The sequence below is a fragment of the Rhodococcus sp. 1163 genome (assembly GCF_002091985.1).
Taxonomy (GTDB): Bacteria; Actinomycetota; Actinomycetes; order Mycobacteriales; family Mycobacteriaceae; genus Rhodococcoides.
Window position 1 is genome coordinate 1 of the sequence record NZ_MKKX01000038.1, and the last position, 17882, is coordinate 17882.

A 17882-nucleotide genomic window follows, 5' to 3' on the forward strand; every position below is an offset into this window, starting at 1 on the left:
GCCGATCGACATCTCGGTGCGCATCTGTTCGACCCGGCGACCGGTGGAGTGTTGTTGTGGCAGCACTTGTTCTGGTTCTTCGGCCACCCCGAGGTGTACATCATCGCGTTGCCGTTCTTCGGGATCGTGTCCGAGGTGTTCCCGGTCTTCTCGCGTAAGCCGATGTTCGGATACACCACCTTGATCTACGCAACGATTGCCATCGCTGCTCTCTCGATCGCGGTGTGGGCCCACCACATGTACGCCACGGGTGCGGTGCTGTTGCCGTTCTTCTCGTTCATGACGTTCTTGATCGCGATTCCGACCGGTGTGAAGATCTTCAACTGGATCGGCACTTTGTGGCGAGGTCAGGTGACACTGGAAACCCCGATGCTGTTCGCATTCGGCTTCTTGATCACGTTCCTCTTCGGCGGTCTCTCCGGTGTCCTGCTCGCCAGCCCGCCGATCGACTTCCACGTCACCGACACCTATTTCCTGGTGGCGCACTTCCACTACGTGGTCTTCGGCACGGTGGTGTTCGCAACGTTCTCGGGCATCTACTTCTGGTTCCCGAAGATGACCGGCCGGATGATGGACGAGACGCTGGGCAAGTGGCACTTCTGGCTCACGTTCCTCGGCTTCCATGGCACTTTCCTGGTCCAGCACTGGCTCGGTAACGAGGGCATGCCGCGTCGCTACGCCGACTACCTGGCCTCCGATGGATTCACCACGCTGAACATCATCTCCACCATCGGTGCGTTCGTGCTCGGTGCTTCGACACTGCCGTTCGTATGGAACGTCTTCAAGTCCTATCGCTACGGCGAGGTGGTCACCGTGGACGATCCTTGGGGCTACGGCAACTCGCTGGAATGGGCCACATCATGCCCACCGCCGCGGCACAACTTCACGGAACTTCCGCGAATCCGTTCCGAGCGTCCGGCGTTCGAACTCCACTACCCGCACATGGTGGATCGGTTGCGTGCCGAGGCTCATGTCGGCCCGGGCAATCACGGTGGACAGACCACCGAGGTTCTCGAGCAGGCGCGTCGAGCTCCTCTCGCTACCAGCGACCACGAGCACTCAGGCGACACGGATCCCAAGTAAGTACCCGATCGATCTGAAGAGCCCCTCCCGGTATCCGGGTGGGGCTCTTCGCTTGCAACAATCATCGGGCAGACCAATCAAACTTTCGGCTCCTCTGCAGAGCGGGGTCGTGTGAAGGGAGAATCGGTGGCGTCATCGGACACCGCTGTACTCGTGACGGTGACAGGCCCGGACAAGCCGGGTGTCACCTCGGTCCTGTTCGCTGCGCTCTCACGGCACGACGTCAGCCTCCTCGACGTCGAGCAGGTCGTCATCCGTGGACGGCTCACGCTGGGCGTGTTGTTGACCTGCCCGAACGATCCCGAGGACCTGCAGGAAGAACTCGAAGAAGCCATGTCGACGGTGGGTGTTCACGTCGATGTCGAGATCGACGCGGACCCTGTCGGCAAGCACTCGTTGGCGACCCACGTGGTGGTCGTTCTAGGTCGCCCCGTCACAGCGCGGGCGTTCAGCACAATTTCTCGTGAACTGGCACGCCAAGGCGCCAACATCGACTCGATCCGTGGCATCGCCGACTACCCGGTCACGGGACTGGAACTCCAGGTGACGGCGACCGACACGACTCCCGATGCAGACCGCCGACTTCGGACCGGTCTGTCCGAGATCGCTGCCGGAGTCGGATGCGACGTCGCGGTGGAACGCAGCGGGATTTCTCGGCGGTCCAAACGCCTCATCGTCTTCGACGTCGACTCCACCCTCGTGCAGGGGGAGGTCATCGAAATGCTGGCGGCGAAGGCCGGCCGTGAAGAGGAGGTCCGCGCCGTCACCGAAGCAGCAATGCGTGGCGAGATCGACTTCGCGGAGTCCCTCACTCAGCGGGTGGAGGCCCTGGCAGGCCTGGATGCCTCGGTCATCGAGGAGGTAGGAGACGCGCTCGAGTTGACCCCGGGCGCTCGGACCACCATCCGCACCCTGCGCCGACTCGGATATCACTGTGGCGTTGTCTCGGGTGGATTCCGTCAGGTCATCGACGGTCTCGCACATGAACTCGAACTCGATTTCGTCAAAGCCAATACGCTCGAGATAATCGATGGAAAGTTGACCGGTCGGGTGATCGGCGAGGTCATCGACCGGGCCGCGAAGGCGACGGCATTGCGGGATTTTGCCGCGCAATGCGGTGTTCCGATGGAGCAAACGGTAGCTGTCGGTGACGGCGCGAACGACATCGACATGCTCACCGCAGCTGGGTTGGGCGTGGCGTTCAATGCCAAGCCCGCGCTGCGCGAGATCGCCGATACCGCGATCTCGCACCCCTATCTCGATGCGGTGCTCTTCATGCTCGGTGTGACGCGTGGAGAAATCGAGGCTGCGGACGCCATCGACGGTGGCGTGCGGCGCGTCCCGATCCCATGACCGAACCCGTGACCGAACCGGTGGACGCGCCAGTCCCGCCGCGAAGCTCTTTCGCCGAGCGTCACGCTGTGCTGGCCCTCGGATACGGGGGCATTCAAGACCCGCCCGACCCGGCGGATGTTCTCGCGATGCCGATCGTGCTTCATATTTCCAAAGCGGATCCGCCGATGCGCAGCGATCTGTTGGCGGCAGCGGCGATCGCAACGGTGCGGATCTGTCTCGATGAACGCGCCGGTCCGGGCGGCGAATGGGACGAGCAGTTTCGGGCGTGGACTTCGGCACGCATCAGAAAGGTGGCTCGTCGCGCCCGCGGCGCCCAATGGGAAGCCGCTCTCGCAGTCGACGGTGTCACCGCCGAAGTCGGTGCAGCCCAGGCCCGCGCGTTGGTCCCCGGGCGCGTCGGCGATCTCGACTCCCGAATCAAGAAGTTGCAGATCGGCGGGACCGATCTCGAGCACGACGATCCGGGGCCGCCTCGGCCAGCTGTGCCGGTGTTGTGGATCGACCGGTCGTTGGAGATGACGGTGGGAAAGGCCGCTGCACAGGTAGCGCATGCATCGATGTTGTTGGCGGCAGCGATGAGTGTCGAGCAAGCTCAGGCGTGGGCAGGGCAGGGTTTCGAGTGTTCGGTCCGAGACGCCGATCCAAAGCAATGGGCGAAGGCTCGTGCGCTCGTCGATGGAGATGGTGGAGGCGCGGTCGCAGTACGCGATGCAGGCTTCACCGAAGTGGCCCCCGGTTCGATGACCGTCATCGCACTCGCATCACCCTGACACCGGTAGAGGGTCCACTGGCTCGCGACTGGATGTTTGTGCCGCTACCAGTCTGGCGGACACTCGATAGATGTCTTGGATCGTCTCTGTGCTCGCCCGTGCTCGCCTGATCCACCTCGGGCGAAGACTCGTAGCGCTCTACGTGGGTTTGTGTCTGTACGGGTTCTCGATGGCGCTGATGATCACCGCCGGTCTCGGACTCGATCCGTGGGATGTACTACATCAGGGCCTGAGCGTGCACGTGCCACTGAGTTTCGGAGCGATCACCGCAGCGACCGGAGTTGCTGTGTTGCTTGCCTGGATTCCATTGCGGCAGAAGCCAGGACTGGGAACCATCAGCAATGTGGTGGTGATCGCGGTAGCAGTCGACCTGTCGATTCGATGGCTCCCGACATTCGACGCGATCGTTGTCCGAGCGGCCATGATGGCGACCGGCATCGTCGTCAATGCGTTCGCGACGGCCCTGTACATCGGCGCAGGAATGGGCCCCGGTCCACGAGACGGCCTGATGACCGGATTGGTCGCACGAACGGGGCTCTCGGTTCGCCTCGTCCGGACGTGTATCGAGCTGACCGTCGTCGCAACCGGCTGGATGCTCGGAGGAACCGTAGGTATCGGAACCGTGCTGTACGCCTTGGGGATCGGGCCACTCGTTCAACTGTTCATGCACTACCTGCCGTCGCTGCGCAGTACGAGGACCGTCGAACCAGTAAGGGAGATGGCCGATCCGGCGGGCAACGACGTCGTATCGGCGGGAACCCCGGTGGCGGTGGAGGAGTCGAACACGGGAACGAATCTGCTTGCGGCCCAGGAAGGACAGGCCAGTTCGATGTCGGTCGGTCCACCCGAATGCACGATCAACAATGAACTTGCATCCAGGACGGGCTGCCCGTCGGGATCGTAGGACCGAACGTCTGCGCCGTCCACCCATGCTTGCAACGTGCGCACCGAGTCGTCGTTCCACGAGTGCGAGGTCAGCTCGGCGCCATCGGCACCGAACCAGACCAGATCCGGCCTGCCCGATGGAGTGTCACGGCCTGTGAAGAATTCCTGTTGGCGCAGTGATGGAGCGCTGCGCCGGATTCGGAGGAGTCTGGCGACGAAGGCGATCAGGTCGTCGTCGACGTCGGACCAGTCGAGTGCCCACGATTGTGCAGCGGGTGCGTCGGTGGGAACGCAGTAGGCATTGTTGTTGCCGAACTGGGTGTGGCCGAGCTCGTCACCTGCGAGGAGCATCGGAGTGCCGGTCGAGAGCATCAGCGTGGCGAGGAGTGCGCGGACATGACGGCCGCGTTCGGCGAGGATGACAGTGTCGTCGGTGGGACCCTCCGTTCCGTGATCGAGAGAGTAGTTGTTGTCGGTCCCGTCGCGATTGTCTTCGCCGTTCGCCTCGTTGTGTTTGGTTGAGTAAGAGACGAGATCGGCAATGGTGAAGCCGTCGTGTGCGGTCACGAAGTTGATCGATGCCCAAGGCTTGCGGGAACCACCGCCGTAGATATCTTCCGAACCTGCCATTCGGGAGGCGAGTTCGCGAACACCGGTGTGGCCGGCCCAGAATCGGCGCACGGTGTCGCGGTATCGATCGTTCCATTCGGACCACAGACTTCCGAAATTGCCGACTTGGTACCCGGCACCGGTCGCGTCCCACGGCTCGGCGATCAGCTTCGTACGCGAGAGAACCGGATCGGTCGTGATCGCGGTCAATAGCGGAGCGCGGGGATCGAATCGCCAGCCTCCTGGCCGGCCGAGGGTGCTGGCAAGGTCGAATCTGAATCCGTCGACGCCCATCTCGGTAACCCAATATCGAAGGCTGTCGCACACCATCCGAACCACGGCAGGGGACGCCGAGTCGAGCGTGTTGCCGCACCCGGTGAGGTCGACGTCGTAGCCACGTCCGTCCAGCAAGTAGTAGCCGGGGGCATCGAGCCCACGCCAGCTGATCGAGGGTCCGTCGACCCCGGACTCGCAGGTGTGGTTGTAGACGACGTCGAGGACGACTTCGATTCCGACGGAATGAAATGCTCGCACCATTGCCCTGAACTCGTCGATCTCGGCTCCCGGTACCGCTGCGAAACGGGGGTCGGGTGCGAAGTAGGCGCCGGTCGAGTAGCCCCAATGGTTGCGCTTGCCGCGGGCGCGTACACCTGGTTCGGTGAGCATCGCCTGAACCGGGAGCAGTTCGATGGTGGTCACACCGAGTCGGGTCAGATGTTCGAGCACAGCGGGTGCGGTCAGTCCGAGATACGTTCCGCGATGTGCGGCGGGAACGGCCGGGTTCGTTGCTGTGTATGAACCGACGTGCATCTCGTAGATCACTGTCCGATCCCAGGGGACGTCCGGAGCAGAACCGGTGTCGACAGTGGATCGGCCGGTGACGACGGAAAGTGGGATCGAGCCCAGGGAATCGATTGTGCTCGGGTGTCCGAACGGATCCTCGTCGTAGGGGAGTAGGGCCTGGGCCGAACCGAGGCTTCCGGTGATCTTGCGGGCGGCGGGATCGATCAGGATCTTGTGCGCATTGAATCGGCGGCCGGTGGAGGGATCCCAGCGCCCGTGCACCCGGTATCCATACCTCTGTCCCGGTCCGACGTCGGGGACGATGCCATGCCAGATCCCGTAGGTGCGGCTGCGGAGTTCGACCCTTCGCTCGGCTCCGTCCGGATCGATCAGGCATACCTCGATGCCGTCCGATTCGGGGGAGTGGACCGCAAATTGCGTACCACCGGCGTGGACGGTTGCACCGAGGGGGAGCGGCGATCCTGGCGGCGGAGTCTCTTCGCGCCAGGCGAGATGAAGGTTGGGCGACACGCCTGCAGATCCTGCCGTGAAAGCCCGACGAATGTGGGACAAGATAGACACGTGTCTGAACCGGATCCCGATTTGCTCATCGATTTCAACAACGTTCTCGTCAGGCGGGGCGGGGTAACACTCGTCGGTCCCGTCACCTGGCAGGTAGAACTCGACGAACGCTGGGTCGTACTCGGGCCCAACGGGGCCGGCAAGACCTCGCTGCTGCGCATTGCAGCCGCCGAAGTGCACCCGACCTCGGGAACGGCTCACGTTCTCGGTGAAGTGATCGGCAAGGTCGATGTCGCCGAACTGAAAACTCGAATCGGCCTCTCGTCGTCCGCGTTGGCACACCGCATACCCCCGGACGAGATCGTGAGCGATCTCGTGGTCTCCGCCGGCTACAGCGTGCTCGGCCGCTGGCGTGAGCGCTACGACGAGATGGACACCGAGCGGGCAGTGGAGATGTTGGAAAGCCTCGGCGCCGAGCATCTGGCCGATCGCACTTACGGAACGCTGTCCGAGGGCGAACGCAAGCGGGTGCTGATCGCGCGAGCGCTGATGACCGATCCGGAACTGCTGCTACTCGACGAGCCTGCTGCTGGGCTCGATCTGGGCGGCCGCGAAGAACTCGTCGCACGGTTGGCAGACCTGGCTGCCGATCCTGACGCTCCGGCAACGGTCCTCATCACCCACCATGTCGAGGAAATACCACCTGGCTTCTCTCACGCACTGCTGCTCAAGGAAGGTGGGGTCGTTGCTCAGGGACTTCTCGATGACGTCATCACCGCGGAGAATCTGACCGAAGCGTTCAGCCAGTCGATTGCGCTCGATCGTGTCGACGGGCGATTCTTCGCTCGTCGAACCCGCACGCCCGGTCAGCATCGCCGCTGAACGCGGCAGACCCGGTGCCGGGTAGGTTCTCGAACATGACATCAACTGGTGTGTCGGTGCCCGAGCAAGTCCCCGTCCGCGACGCGTCGACCGTCATCTTGGTTCGAGATGGTGCGCTCGGTATCGAGGTGTTTCTGCTCGAACGCGTCGGTGGAATGGCGTTCGCCGGCGGTATGACCGTCTTTCCGGGTGGTGGCGTCGACTTGTCCGACGCGGACGCCGACGTGGCGTGGTCCGGCCCCGGGCCGGCGTGGTGGGCGGACAGGTTCGGTGTCGACGAGCGCAAAGCGACAGCGCTCGTGTGCGCCGCAGCTCGCGAAACTTTCGAGGAATGCGGAGTTCTTCTCGCAGGCCCCACGCCGGACTCGACCGTCGCCGATACCAGTTGTTTCGCAGAGGATCGCGGCAAGTTGGAGCGGCGGGAGCAGACCTTCGGCCAGTTTCTCACCCGCAACGGGCTCGTGCTGCGGGCCGATCTGCTGCGGCCGTGGTCGAACTGGATCACTCCGATCGGAGAGAAGCGTCGTTACGACACGAGATTCTTCGTGGCAGTGCTTCCGGACGGTCAGGAGGCAGACGGAGCGACCAGTGAAGCGGCATCGGTGGGATGGCGTTCGTCGACGGCGGCATTGGCGGACTGGCGTCGCGGAGAGACGATCTTGTTGCCCCCGACGTGGAGCCAGCTATCAGGACTCGAAGGCTTCGACTCGATCGCCGATATTCTCGACTCGTCGCCCGATATTTTGCCGATCCAACCCGATTTGCATCGGGTCGACGGAAAGATTCGGGTCGATTTCCCAGGCCAGGATGGGTACTACGCGGACAGTGCGCATCCGTGGTCGGATAGAAAACTCTAGGTCGGTCGTGGCGCCTACCCCTGAGTTCGCAGACCGCGAGCACAGGTAGCGTGTGTTCCCATGGCTGAGTTCGTAACTTTAGAGGTCGAAGACGGTATCGGAACAATTCGGTTGGCTCGTCCACCCATGAATGCGTTGAATCGGCAGGTCCAGGAGGAACTGCGGGCAGCAGCCCGCGCGGCGACCGTCGATTCTTCGGTCAAGGCGGTCATCGTGTACGGCGGCGAGAAGGTCTTCGCGGCCGGTGCCGACATCAAGGAGATGGCAACGCTCACCTTCGGTCAGATGAGCGACATCGCCGGTGAGCTGCAGTCGGCGATCGGGTCCTTGGCCGACATTCCCAAACCTGTCGTCGCCGCAGTCACCGGATACGCACTCGGTGGCGGACTCGAAGTAGCGCTGAGCGCGGACCGCCGAGTCATCGGAGACAACGTCAAACTGGGTGTGCCGGAAGTGCTGCTCGGCGTCATCCCCGGCGGCGGCGGCACACAGCGTCTCGCTCGCCTGATCGGGCCGAGCAAGGCCAAGGATCTCGTGTTCACGGGCCGTTTCGTCGGTGCGGAGGAAGCACTGCGCATCGGTCTCGTCGACGAGGTCGTGGCCCCGGACGAGGTGTACAACGCGGCGCGAAAGTGGGCTTCCCAATTCGTCGGAGGCGCGTCCAGGGCGTTGGCAGCCGCCAAAGCATCGATCGACCAGGGGCTCGACGCCGACTTGAACACTGGCCTGAAGATCGAGGCCGGCCAGTTCGCATCGCTCTTCGCCACGGCCGATCGCACCATCGGGATGGAATCTTTCATCGCGAACGGACCTGGCAAAGCCGAGTTCACCGGCGAGTGAAAAGATACAAGAAACTAGAACTTGTTCATTTCCTACCGGATAGTAGGCTGCCCTCATGACTGCAAGCCCCCACGACGGCAAAGATTCGTCGACCGGCAGCGCTGACACCAGCCTGCGAGCTGTCCCCGACGCTTCGAGCGACCCGACGCCCAACCCACATGCCACCGCCGAGCAGGTGGAGGCGGCACGGTCCGATACCAAGCTCGCCCAGGTGCTCTACCACGACTGGGAAGCCGAAACGTACGACGACAAATGGTCGATCTCGTACGACGAGCGTTGCATCGACTACGCGCGTGGTCGATTCGATCAGGCTGTCAGTGGGCAAGCAGGCGCCCAGGAAGCGCTGCCGTACGGACGAGCACTCGAACTCGGGTGTGGCACCGGTTTCTTCCTTCTCAACCTCATGCAGGCCGGTGTGGCCGAGAAGGGCTCGGTCACGGACCTGTCGCCCGGAATGGTCAAGGTTGCATTGCGCAACGCAGGCCATTTGAATCTCGACGTAGATGGCCGGGTCGCCGATGCCGAGACGATTCCGTACGAAGACAACACGTTCGATCTGGTCGTAGGACATGCGGTGCTGCACCACATCCCCGACGTCGAGCAGTCTCTTCGTGAGGTGCTGAGAGTGCTCAAGCCCGGTGGGCGTTTCGTGTTCGCCGGTGAACCCACAACCGTCGGCAACTTCTACGCCCGCTGGCTCGGCCGGCTGACGTGGGAGGCGACCACTCGCACGACCAAGCTGCCTTTCCTGAGCAGCTGGCGCAAGCCGCAGGAGGAGCTCGACGAGTCGTCCCGCGCAGCGGCGCTCGAGGCAGTTGTCGATCTGCATACGTTCGATCCAACGGATCTCGAGAACATTGCCGTGTCGGCAGGGGCCGTCCACGTCCAGGCTCGGACCGAAGAATTTGCAGCAGCTCTGCTCGGTTGGCCGGTCCGCACTTTCGAGGCCGCCGTGCCTGCAGACAAGCTCGGATGGAACTGGGCCAAGTTCGCGTTCGGTAGCTGGAAGACGCTGAGCTGGCTCGATGAGAAGGTGCTCACGCACGTCGTTCCGCGTGGATACTTCTACAACGTGATGATTACCGGAGTGAAGTCGGACTGATCCAGCGTTCACCCCGGTACTGCACATGGCTTATCTTTTCGGCGACGCCGACATCGACTATCTCGTCAGCGATGTCGGCGTCGCTGCGCTGGCAGATGTCGATCGCTATGCGTTGACGCCGAAGTCGATGTTGGCCGACATCGGGGCGATCAGGTCGGCGCACTCCGATCATGTCGCAGCTCTCGTGGAAACGGTCACGCTTCGTCGTCGCGCTCGCGTGAAGTTGACCGACGCCGAACGATGGCTGTTGACCGACGATGCCGTTCAACAGGCGACACCGTCACTAGTCGCCGATCGTAGGGCTCGCCGTTTGGCAGGAAGAGCAGTGCACGATGTGACGTGTTCCATCGGCACCGAATTGGCCTCCCTGACCGGTGCAGGCAACGACACTGTGATCGGCAGCGATCTGGATCCGACGCGGCTGCGGATGGCCGCGCACAACGTGCCTGGCGCGGCCCTGCTGCGCGCGGACGCCCTGACCCCGACCACGAGGGGCACGGTGATCCTTGCCGATCCAGGACGCCGTAGCGGTGGGAGACGAACACTCGATCCCGCGGCACTCGAACCTCCGCTCCCGGCGCTTCTCGACGCGTATGGCGGGCGCGATCTGGTCGTCAAATGTGCACCCGGCTTGGATTTCGACCGACTCGACTTCGCCGGTGAGATCGAGGTGACATCACTGGATTCCGGGGTCCGAGAGGCTTGTCTGTGGTCGCCCGGTCTCACACGGCCCGACGTACGTAGACGTGCATCGGTGCTCTCCTCGACGGGATCGTCCTACGAGATCACCGACGCGGAGCCCGATGACATCGAGGTCAAAGCTCCAGGGGCATGGATCGTCGACCCCGACGGCGCGGTCGTCCGCGCAGGTTTGGTGCGACACTATGCGGCCAGACACGGACTGTGGCAACTCGATCCCCGGATTGCGTACCTCACCGGAGACTCGGTGCCGGACGGGGTCAATGGATTTCGCATCCTGGAGCGAATCAAGTACTCGGAGAAGACGCTGCGCCAAGCTTTGACTGCTCAAGGATGTGGAGCTGTCGAGATTCTCGTGCGCGGCGTCGACGTCGACCCGGCCCTGCTGCGTCCCAAACTCAAGCTGCGAGGTGAGACCGCCTTGTCGGTGATCATCACCCGAATCGAGCGTGCGGGAGTCGCGTTCATCTGCGAAGCACGCCGACCGGGCGCGCCGGTCAGGACGCGTAGGTGAAGATCTCGCCCAGGTAGGTCGAGGTGACGACCTCACCGTCCGGTCCGATCGAGGTACCTACGGTGAAACCTGTTGCGTCCGGAAGGATCTGCTCGGAGTTGGTAGTCCCGGATTGAGCATCGAGGTTGGTGAGTGCCAATTCCTCGCCGCGGCGGACTACCGTCTGTACGGTACCGTCCGCGCTCTGGACTGGAATCCCGGCTTGCTGCAGGTCATTTCGCGACCACACGAGAGTGGCGTGGTCTCCGTCGTCCTGTAAGGCTTGCATGCCGCTGTCTCCGCCCGTCGGAACTATCAAGCCGGTGGAGGAGACCGACGGCGATCCCGAAGCGCCGAAGGCTGCGCCCTGCGTCCACTTCACGGTGCCGTCCGAGGCGTTGTAGGCGCCGACTCGGCCGTCGACGTCGGCGATGTACACGGTGGAGCCGTCCTGCGACAGGACCGGGCTCGAGGTCACCCCTGCGGGGAGCAACTCCGAAGACCATCGCTCGGTCAGAGCGGGGGTGGCGTTGGCGTCGTACTGGAGTGAGACCAGCTGTGGCGCAATGGCACCGGGCCGCCACAGGACGAGGTAGATCGAGGACGATTCGAGGTCCACCGCGGGGGCTGCGCCGACGGGGCAGGACGCCGATCCGGTTGCGCAGTCGGCAAGTCCGGAGTCCGGTGGGAGGAAGTTCGTGTTGGGGGATTCGAGGAAATCGGGGGTATCGATCAAGTCGTGGATAGGAACGGTCAACTGTCCCGTCTGTGTGTTCAGAACGTTGACCTGACCCAGCTGTGTCACCGCGAGCACGCTTCCGTCGCCGAGGAATTGGGCGGTGCGCGGGACGCCGTAGACCGGTGTGCGCCAGCGCAACTGACCGTGATCGTTGAAGGAGGAAAAAGCACCGTCTTCGCCGACGTACACGTTCGCTACCGAGTCCACGAGCGGGGTGGACACGGCTACGGAAGGCGCGAGTCGGTTGCACCAGCGCTTGCGACCGGAATCGATATCGAACGAGAAAAGGTTGCACCCAGCGTCGGTGTAGGTCGAGACGAACATCTGACCGCTTGCGGCAATCGAAACCGGCGACACCACAGCGCCACCGAGCGGACGCGACCACGCGAACGACACCGCGGACAAGTCGGTGTGTTCGGTGGTGTTGCTGTTTCGTGCGTCGCCGTGTGCGACGGGCCAACTCCCCGGCGCGAACGCGTCGATGGTCCCGGTCCCGCTCGAGCAGGCACCGACGGTCAAGATGCCGACAATCGCAAGGGTCGCGATTCGCACGCGGTCCGCTCTGCCGCCAAGCACCTTGTGATCTCCTTCGTGTCCGGTCTCTGCTCATGATCTTCGCGGGAGGGGCCGGGGGAGGCGCCGCACTCGTCGGGACAGAGACTATCGCGGCCGAGGTGTCGATCTCGCGTCGCGGCCTCTCTGGCGATCCCGTGGTGTCCGACGTATCGACGGCCGTCGGAAAGCTCGGACGGCCAAGTTGGATTGCGAGAGCACCGAAACTAGGGTGAGGCGTTATGACGAGCATGTGGAACGCACCGCTGCGTACGCGGTGGCGTGGTTCGAGACGACGCGACCCCGACCAGGCACAGTTCCTCACGCTCGACTCACTGCGATGGATCCGCCGAAACAAGGCATACACGCCGTGGTACCTCGTCCGGTACTACCGTCTCGCCCGGTTCAAGATGGCGAACCCGCACGTGATTCTGCGGGGCATGGTGTTCCTCGGTAAGAACGTGGAAATCCACTCGACTCCAGAGCTGTCGCGGCTCGAGATCGGTCGATGGGTCCACATCGGCGATGGCAACGCCATTCGGAGCCACGAGGGATCGCTGCGGATCGGTGACAAAGTGGTCTTCGGCAAGGACAACGTCGTCAACGCCTACCTCGACATCGAGATCGGTGCGTCGACACTGGTCGCGGACTGGTGCTACATCTGCGACTTCGATCATCGGATGGACGACGTCACGATGCCCATCAAGGATCAGGGAATCGTCAAGGGGCCGGTCCGAATCGGCCCGGACACCTGGATCGCGGCCAAGGTGACAGTGCTGCGGGAGACGCGCGTCGGGCGAGGCTGCGTTCTCGGTGCACACGCCGTCGTCAAGGGCGATATACCCGACTACAGCATTGCTGTGGGTGCGCCCGTCAAGGTCGTGCGCAATCGGAAAGTGGACTGGGAAGCGGGTGCGGCCAAGCGTGCCGAGTACATCGCCGCTCTCGAGGACATTGCCCGCAAGAAGGCGCTCACTGCGGCCGAGGCGGCTCGGGACGACTCAACCACGTTCGGGTAGCGCACGCTCGACGATATTCGGCCGTGCAAGCGGGAACCGAACCTTGCGCTTTGCCGAAAGATAGACCTGCGCTGTCGATTCGGCCACGTGTTTCCAGTCGAAATCGACGGTGAGGCGTTCTCGCGCCGCCGAAGCACGTGTCTGGGCTGCATCGGCGTTGTCGAGCACGTTCCGGACGGCGGCCGTCAGCCCGGCGACATCCGCCGGTTCGAACGACAAGCCGGTCTGCCCGTCCACGATCGCCTCGCCCAGCCCACCCGCGGTCGATGCGACCAGCGGTGTGCCTGCTGCCGCAGCCTCGAGCGCGATTATCCCGAAAGGTTCGTATCGGCTCGGGAGCACGATGGCGTCGGCACTGTGGAGGGCACCGAGTAGATCTGCGTGACCGAGGGTGCCGAGGAAAGAGACCGCACGAGCGACGCGGTGGGTCCGTGCCAGCTGTGCCAACCAGGTGAATTGGGTTCCCTCCCCGGCAATGTGCAACGTGGTGCCGGGGTGAGAGCGTCTGATGCGGGGGAGTGCGGCGATGGCATCCTGAATGCCCTTCTCGTACTCGAGTCGACCGACGTAGAGCAGTGTCGCCGGTGTCGACCGCGGCTCCCGTAGCCGGAAGTTCCACGCACGAATGTCGATACCGTTCCTGATGACGGTGACCGCGGCGTCTGGAATGTCGAAAAGTCGGGTCACCTCGTCCTTCATGGACGCAGAGCAGGCGATGACGGCGTCGGAGTCGTTGGCGAGCCACCATTCGATCGAGTGCACCTGCCGATTGACAGGACCGGAGATCCAGCCGCTGTGCCGTCCTGCCTCGGTGGCGTGGATGGTGGACACCAGAGGGACGTCGTAGTGCTCGGCGAGGGTGATGGAGGGGTGAGCGACGAGCCAGTCGTGTGCGTGGACGACGTCGGGTTGCCAGCCCTCACCGAGCCCTGGTTTACCCAACGCGATTCCTGCCCGAACCATGGCGTGCCCCATCGCCAGCGTCCATGCCAGCATGTCTTCACCGAAGACGAAGTGGGCAGGATCCTCGGCGACCGCGACCACGAGAACGCCGTCCTCGATGTGGTGCGAGGTCGGATGTGTGGATGCGTCGGTGCCGGTTGGACGGCGTGAGAGAACGACGACCTCGTGGCCTGCGCGCACAAGTTCGGTGGCGAGATGGTGGACGTGTCGACCGAGCCCCCCGACAACGACCGGTGGATACTCCCACGACACCATCAGAATCTTCACTTCGACGTTCCCCTCCGTACGACCGCGTGTGAAAGTGTGCAAGTGGCCTACCGACGACCACCCGGTAGGCGGCGGGCATCGAGCGCAGGAAACAGTCCGTCTGCTCGGTTCCACTGCGCAGCGAGCCGCTCTGCTGCCGCGTCGTGCCCCTGGTTCACCGCGTCGGCGATTTCCCGGAGAGCGTGCGCGTGTACGTGCGCTCGTTCGCGGGCATAACCGGCGGCGGTGTCCTTGCTGACCATGAAGGCCCAGTCGCTCGCTACCGCCATCAGTGTCTCACGCAGCATCTGGTCGTTGATTCGGTTACGCAATTCGGGTTGTCCTGGAATCGATGCGTTGTCGCGAGAGCTGTCGACGGTATCGAGCGCGGCCGCCACGACCTCGGCGTTGAGCGTGACCAAGTCTTCGACGGCATTTCCTGCCCAGACCCGCCAGTCCTTGCCCGAGCCCCACGACGAGTCCTCCAGCTCGACCGAGGACCCGACGTAGCCCCTCGATCGGGCATCGTCGAGGGTGCCGACGTCGATGCCGGCTTCGGGTAGTGCTCGCAGAACCCGTTCGAGCCAGACCGGACCCTCGAACCACCAATGGCCGAACAGTTCGGTGTCGAACGCGGCCACCACGAGGGCCGGTCTTCCGGCACGAGCGGTTTCGGCGCGTAGGCGTTGTCGTATCGCATCGACGAAATCCACCACGTGACGATCGATGGCTGCGGATGCGAGCTCCGGGTCGTACGGCGCCTTGTCCGCCGAGTCCACGTTTCGACCCGTCACCCGCGAAGATTTGAGTCCGGTCGCGTGGTCGTAGGTGTGGAAATCGCGATAGGCGCTGTGCCCCGGGTATCCGGATTTGGGCGACCACACCCGATAGCTCACCTGAAGATCCCGCCCGAATGCGACGACGTCGGAGTCTCGGACGGGCCGGCCCACGGTCGTGTCGCCGCGCAACGCCGGCCCGTCGACCATGAAGTGGGTGACCCCTGCCGCGTCGTATTCGACTTCCATGCCAGGTGTGTATGCGCACTCCGGTGCCCAGAGCCCGTTCGGTCTCGTGCCCCAGCGTGTCTGCGCATCCGAGAGCCCCTCCTCCAGTGAGAACTGGCGCAGGCGTGGATCCAGCAGCGGAGTGAAGGGATGGGCGAGTGGACCACCGAGAAGTTCGATGGTGCCCGCATCGACGAGTCGACGAACGACCGCGGAACCGCCGTGACGCCAGTGCGTTTCGAAAGTGTCCAACGCCGATGCGGCAGCGCGATGTTCGCGGATCGCCAGCATCCGATCGGTCGACTCGTGGGCGCGCAGTTGCCAATTGCCGAGCCAGTGGTGCATTCCGGCGAGACTGTGCGGATCGTCCAGTTGCGCAGCGAGCACCGGGGTGATGCCCAAGGACAGCAAGTTGTGACGTCCCTCACCTGCCAGGCGCGTCAGCATCTCGGTCAAGGGCAGATACGACGCGGCCCATGACTGATACAGCCATTCCTCGCCGACGGGCCACCGGCCGTGGTTGGCGAGCCAGGGGAGATGGGAATGAAGTACCAGGGAGAACATCCCGGGTTCTTTCACCCGCTTACCGAACTCATGTGTGCCGAGTCGGGTTTCACCGCGATCGCAACGAGGTCGAGACTGGCGTCGATATCGTCCGGAGTGAGATCGAAATCAGCTGTCGTCACGGCAGCGACGTCCGCAGTAAGTTCCGCAGGCCATGGCTGGCCTGCGAGAGCGCGTTCGATCTGCGCATCGATGAACGAACCGCCGTGCTTGACGTCCAGCGCGCGCAGGCCCGCGCCGTGGTGGACCCCGGTCATCACCTCGACGCCGAAACGAGCATCTTCGAGGAGTTCGGTGAGTTCGGCCGCGTTCAGTTCGCGGGTGTGAAACGGATTGAGCGGCGTGTCGCGGCCGGGGGAGAACGTGATGCGGTTGGGCGTGGAGATCAGCAGCAGGCCGCCGGGAGCCAGCACGCGGAAGCACTCGTCGAGAAACTGCGCTTGGTCCCAGAGATGTTCGATGACCTGAAAGTTGACGACGACGTCGACGGAGGAATCTTCGATGGGCAACTGTGCGAGGTTGCCGCGCAGCATTGCGATTCGGGGATAGCGAGCAGCCACGTGCGCTGCTGCGGATGCGTCGTAGTCCAGCCCGATGACCGTCTTCGCGAGCGCGGCAATCATGTTGGCGCCGTAGCCTTCTCCCGAGCCGGCTTCCAGGACCGTGCGGTCGACGCAGTGGCTCGCCAGGCGCTCGTACACGATTTCGTGTCTACGGAACCAGTAGTTTTCCTCCGCTATGCCGGGGACCGTCCGTTCCCCGGTGAGAGGGAGCGGCTGAGCCGCATCGGTTGCCGGGTTCATCACCGTGGGTGTCGCTGCCGAGGCTGCGTTCGAAGAATCGCTCACCGACGAGAGGTTAGTGCCTACGGGATCGGTTCGGCGGAGAGTGGTCACTTGGTCCGGTGCGGTCGGATGTATGGTCAATCGGGAAACGTCGTAAGTTACCCGCCAGTAACTTGGCATGGGGTAATCTTCGGCAGAGTCGTAAGAACTGCACTGCGGTGCTGCACCGAAGCGGCATCGCATTAACACCGAACGAACATTCGATACAGCGGAACATGACCAGGAGGTCGACGCAGACCCATGACGAACATCGTTGTTTTGATCAAGCAGGTTCCCGACACGTGGTCCGAGCGCAAGCTGACGGACGGCGACTTCACTCTGGATCGTGAAGCAGCCGACGCAGTGCTCGACGAGATCAACGAGCGCGCAGTCGAGGAAGCTTTGCTCATCAAGGAGTCCAAGGGCGGCGAGGTGAAGGTCCTGTCCGCAGGCCCCGACCGCGCGACCGACGCAATCCGCAAAGCACTCTCCATGGGTGTCGATAGCGCTGTCCACCTCAACGACCCGGCCCTCCACGGCTCGGACGCGATCCAGACGGGCTGGGCCCTCGCGGCTGCGCTCGGTCAGATCGAGTTCGAAAACGGTGAGCCGACAGAGCTCATCATCGCGGGCAACGAGGCAACCGACGGTCGTACCGGCGCAGTTCCGGCGATCATCGCCGAGTACCTCGGGATTCCTCAGCTGACGCAGCTCCGCAAGCTGACGATCGACGGTGACACCGTCTCCGGTGAGCGCGAGACCGACGAGGGCATCTTCGGCCTCGAGGCCACCTTGCCTGCGATCGTCAGTGTCACCGAGAAGATCAACGAGCCGAGATTCCCGTCCTTCAAGGGAATCATGGCAGCGAAGAAGAAGACTGTGCAGACGCTCACGCTGGCCGAGATCGGTGTCGATCCCGAGACCGTCGGCGTCGAGAACGCCGGCACCACTGTGACTTCGTCCACTCCGAAGCCTCCCAAGACTGCGGGCGAGCGGGTCACCGACGAGGGCGACGGCGGCGACAAGATCGCGGCGTACCTCGTGGGCCAGAAAATCATCTGAGCACACACCCGAAGCAACGCAGACCACA

Annotated in this window: 16 protein-coding genes; 11 read left to right on the forward strand and 5 right to left on the reverse strand. The window is 63.5% G+C overall.

All coding sequences use genetic code 11. The features are described from left to right. From BJD99_RS17685 to BJD99_RS17695, 3 genes are all read left to right on the forward strand, one after another. The coding region (locus tag BJD99_RS17685; RefSeq protein WP_179142396.1) for a cbb3-type cytochrome c oxidase subunit I at positions 1-1083 on the forward strand (1083 nt) is incomplete at its 5' end. A 126-nt stretch (positions 1084-1209) separates the two neighbouring features. After that, positions 1210-2436 carry a phosphoserine phosphatase SerB gene (serB, locus tag BJD99_RS17690; RefSeq protein ID WP_084348921.1) on the forward strand — a complete coding sequence of 409 codons (1227 nt, stop codon included), beginning with the start codon at positions 1210-1212 and terminating at the stop codon, positions 2434-2436. Next, entirely contained in the window at positions 2433-3209 is a 777-nt protein-coding gene (locus tag BJD99_RS17695) for a peptidyl-tRNA hydrolase (RefSeq protein ID WP_084348512.1), read from the forward strand. The genes serB and BJD99_RS17695 overlap by 4 nt, the downstream gene beginning before the upstream one ends. A 669-nt stretch (positions 3210-3878) precedes the next feature. Here the strand turns inward: BJD99_RS17695 and glgX are convergent. Then, on the reverse strand, positions 3879-6017 hold the full coding sequence (gene glgX / locus BJD99_RS17705; RefSeq protein ID WP_084348922.1) for a glycogen debranching protein GlgX: 2139 nt from the start codon (positions 6015-6017) through the stop codon (positions 3879-3881). Between the two features lie 51 nt (positions 6018-6068). On the opposite strand from glgX, the gene BJD99_RS17710 reads away from it, so the two are divergent. Genes BJD99_RS17710 through BJD99_RS17730 form a run of 5 tightly spaced genes read left to right on the forward strand, consistent with a single transcriptional unit; the run spans position 6069 to position 10902 of the window. Continuing rightward, positions 6069-6890, forward strand: coding sequence for an ABC transporter ATP-binding protein (locus tag BJD99_RS17710; protein WP_084348513.1), 822 nt, complete (start codon positions 6069-6071; stop codon positions 6888-6890). Between the two features lie 35 nt (positions 6891-6925). Further along, positions 6926-7747 carry an NUDIX hydrolase gene (locus BJD99_RS17715; RefSeq protein WP_179142397.1) on the forward strand — a complete coding sequence of 274 codons (822 nt, stop codon included), beginning with the start codon at positions 6926-6928 and terminating at the stop codon, positions 7745-7747. A gap of 60 nt (positions 7748-7807) precedes the next feature. Then, complete coding sequence (locus BJD99_RS17720) at positions 7808-8587, forward strand: enoyl-CoA hydratase/isomerase family protein (RefSeq protein ID WP_084348515.1); 780 nt, start codon at positions 7808-7810, stop codon at positions 8585-8587. A gap of 55 nt (positions 8588-8642) precedes the next feature. Further along, on the forward strand, positions 8643-9689 hold the full coding sequence (locus BJD99_RS17725; protein ID WP_084348516.1) for a class I SAM-dependent methyltransferase: 1047 nt from the start codon (positions 8643-8645) through the stop codon (positions 9687-9689). Positions 9690-9714: 25 nt separating this feature from the next. After that, positions 9715-10902 (forward strand): SAM-dependent methyltransferase, encoded by a 1188-nt coding sequence (locus BJD99_RS17730; RefSeq protein ID WP_084348517.1) that lies wholly within the window; start codon positions 9715-9717, stop codon positions 10900-10902. Here BJD99_RS17730 and BJD99_RS17735 read toward each other — a convergent pair. Beyond that, the gene (locus tag BJD99_RS17735; protein WP_256895905.1) at positions 10886-12196 is read right to left on the reverse strand and encodes a PQQ-binding-like beta-propeller repeat protein; all 1311 of its coding nucleotides are present in this window, start codon (positions 12194-12196) and stop codon (positions 10886-10888) included. The genes BJD99_RS17730 and BJD99_RS17735 overlap by 17 nt on opposite strands. Positions 12197-12228: 32 nt before the next feature. Between BJD99_RS17735 and BJD99_RS17740 the strand changes: the two genes are divergently transcribed. Together BJD99_RS17740 and BJD99_RS17745 are read left to right on the forward strand one after the other, a co-directional pair. Beyond that, a complete protein-coding gene (locus BJD99_RS17740; RefSeq protein ID WP_084348518.1) occupies positions 12229-12408 on the forward strand; it encodes a hypothetical protein in 180 nt (59 codons plus the stop codon). Positions 12409-12414: 6 nt separating this feature from the next. Then, the gene (locus BJD99_RS17745; protein ID WP_084348519.1) at positions 12415-13191 is read left to right on the forward strand and encodes an acyltransferase; all 777 of its coding nucleotides are present in this window, start codon (positions 12415-12417) and stop codon (positions 13189-13191) included. Here BJD99_RS17745 and BJD99_RS17750 read toward each other — a convergent pair. The 3 genes from BJD99_RS17750 to BJD99_RS17760 are packed head-to-tail and all read right to left on the reverse strand — an operon-like array spanning position 13174 to position 16771. Continuing rightward, entirely contained in the window at positions 13174-14421 is a 1248-nt protein-coding gene (locus BJD99_RS17750) for a glycosyltransferase family 4 protein (RefSeq protein ID WP_084348520.1), read from the reverse strand. The genes BJD99_RS17745 and BJD99_RS17750 overlap by 18 nt on opposite strands. 47 nt (positions 14422-14468) lie before the next feature. Then, positions 14469-15968: a glycoside hydrolase family 57 protein gene (locus tag BJD99_RS17755; protein ID WP_084348521.1), complete on the reverse strand. Its 1500-nt coding sequence runs from the start codon at positions 15966-15968 to the stop codon at positions 14469-14471. A gap of 11 nt (positions 15969-15979) precedes the next feature. Next, positions 15980-16771, reverse strand: coding sequence for a methyltransferase domain-containing protein (locus BJD99_RS17760; RefSeq protein WP_143542239.1), 792 nt, complete (start codon positions 16769-16771; stop codon positions 15980-15982). A 282-nt stretch (positions 16772-17053) separates the two neighbouring features. Between BJD99_RS17760 and BJD99_RS17765 the strand changes: the two genes are divergently transcribed. Continuing rightward, positions 17054-17854, forward strand: coding sequence for an electron transfer flavoprotein subunit beta/FixA family protein (locus BJD99_RS17765; protein WP_084348522.1), 801 nt, complete (start codon positions 17054-17056; stop codon positions 17852-17854). Positions 17855-17882 lie beyond the last annotated feature (28 nt).

Coding starts and splice junctions, on each gene's coding strand:
- BJD99_RS17730 (WP_084348517.1), top strand. CDS start 9,715: ATGGCTTATCTTTTCGGCGACGCCGACATCGACTATCTCGTCAGCGAT.
- BJD99_RS17720 (WP_084348515.1), top strand. CDS start 7,808: ATGGCTGAGTTCGTAACTTTAGAGGTCGAAGACGGTATCGGAACAATT.
- BJD99_RS17755 (WP_084348521.1), bottom strand. CDS start 15,968: ATGTTCTCCCTGGTACTTCATTCCCATCTCCCCTGGCTCGCCAACCAC.
- BJD99_RS17740 (WP_084348518.1), top strand. CDS start 12,229: ATGATCTTCGCGGGAGGGGCCGGGGGAGGCGCCGCACTCGTCGGGACA.
- BJD99_RS17725 (WP_084348516.1), top strand. CDS start 8,643: ATGACTGCAAGCCCCCACGACGGCAAAGATTCGTCGACCGGCAGCGCT.
- BJD99_RS17745 (WP_084348519.1), top strand. CDS start 12,415: ATGACGAGCATGTGGAACGCACCGCTGCGTACGCGGTGGCGTGGTTCG.
- BJD99_RS17765 (WP_084348522.1), top strand. CDS start 17,054: ATGACGAACATCGTTGTTTTGATCAAGCAGGTTCCCGACACGTGGTCC.
- BJD99_RS17695 (WP_084348512.1), top strand. CDS start 2,433: ATGACCGAACCCGTGACCGAACCGGTGGACGCGCCAGTCCCGCCGCGA.
- BJD99_RS17760 (WP_143542239.1), bottom strand. CDS start 16,771: ATGAACCCGGCAACCGATGCGGCTCAGCCGCTCCCTCTCACCGGGGAA.
- BJD99_RS17715 (WP_179142397.1), top strand. CDS start 6,926: ATGACATCAACTGGTGTGTCGGTGCCCGAGCAAGTCCCCGTCCGCGAC.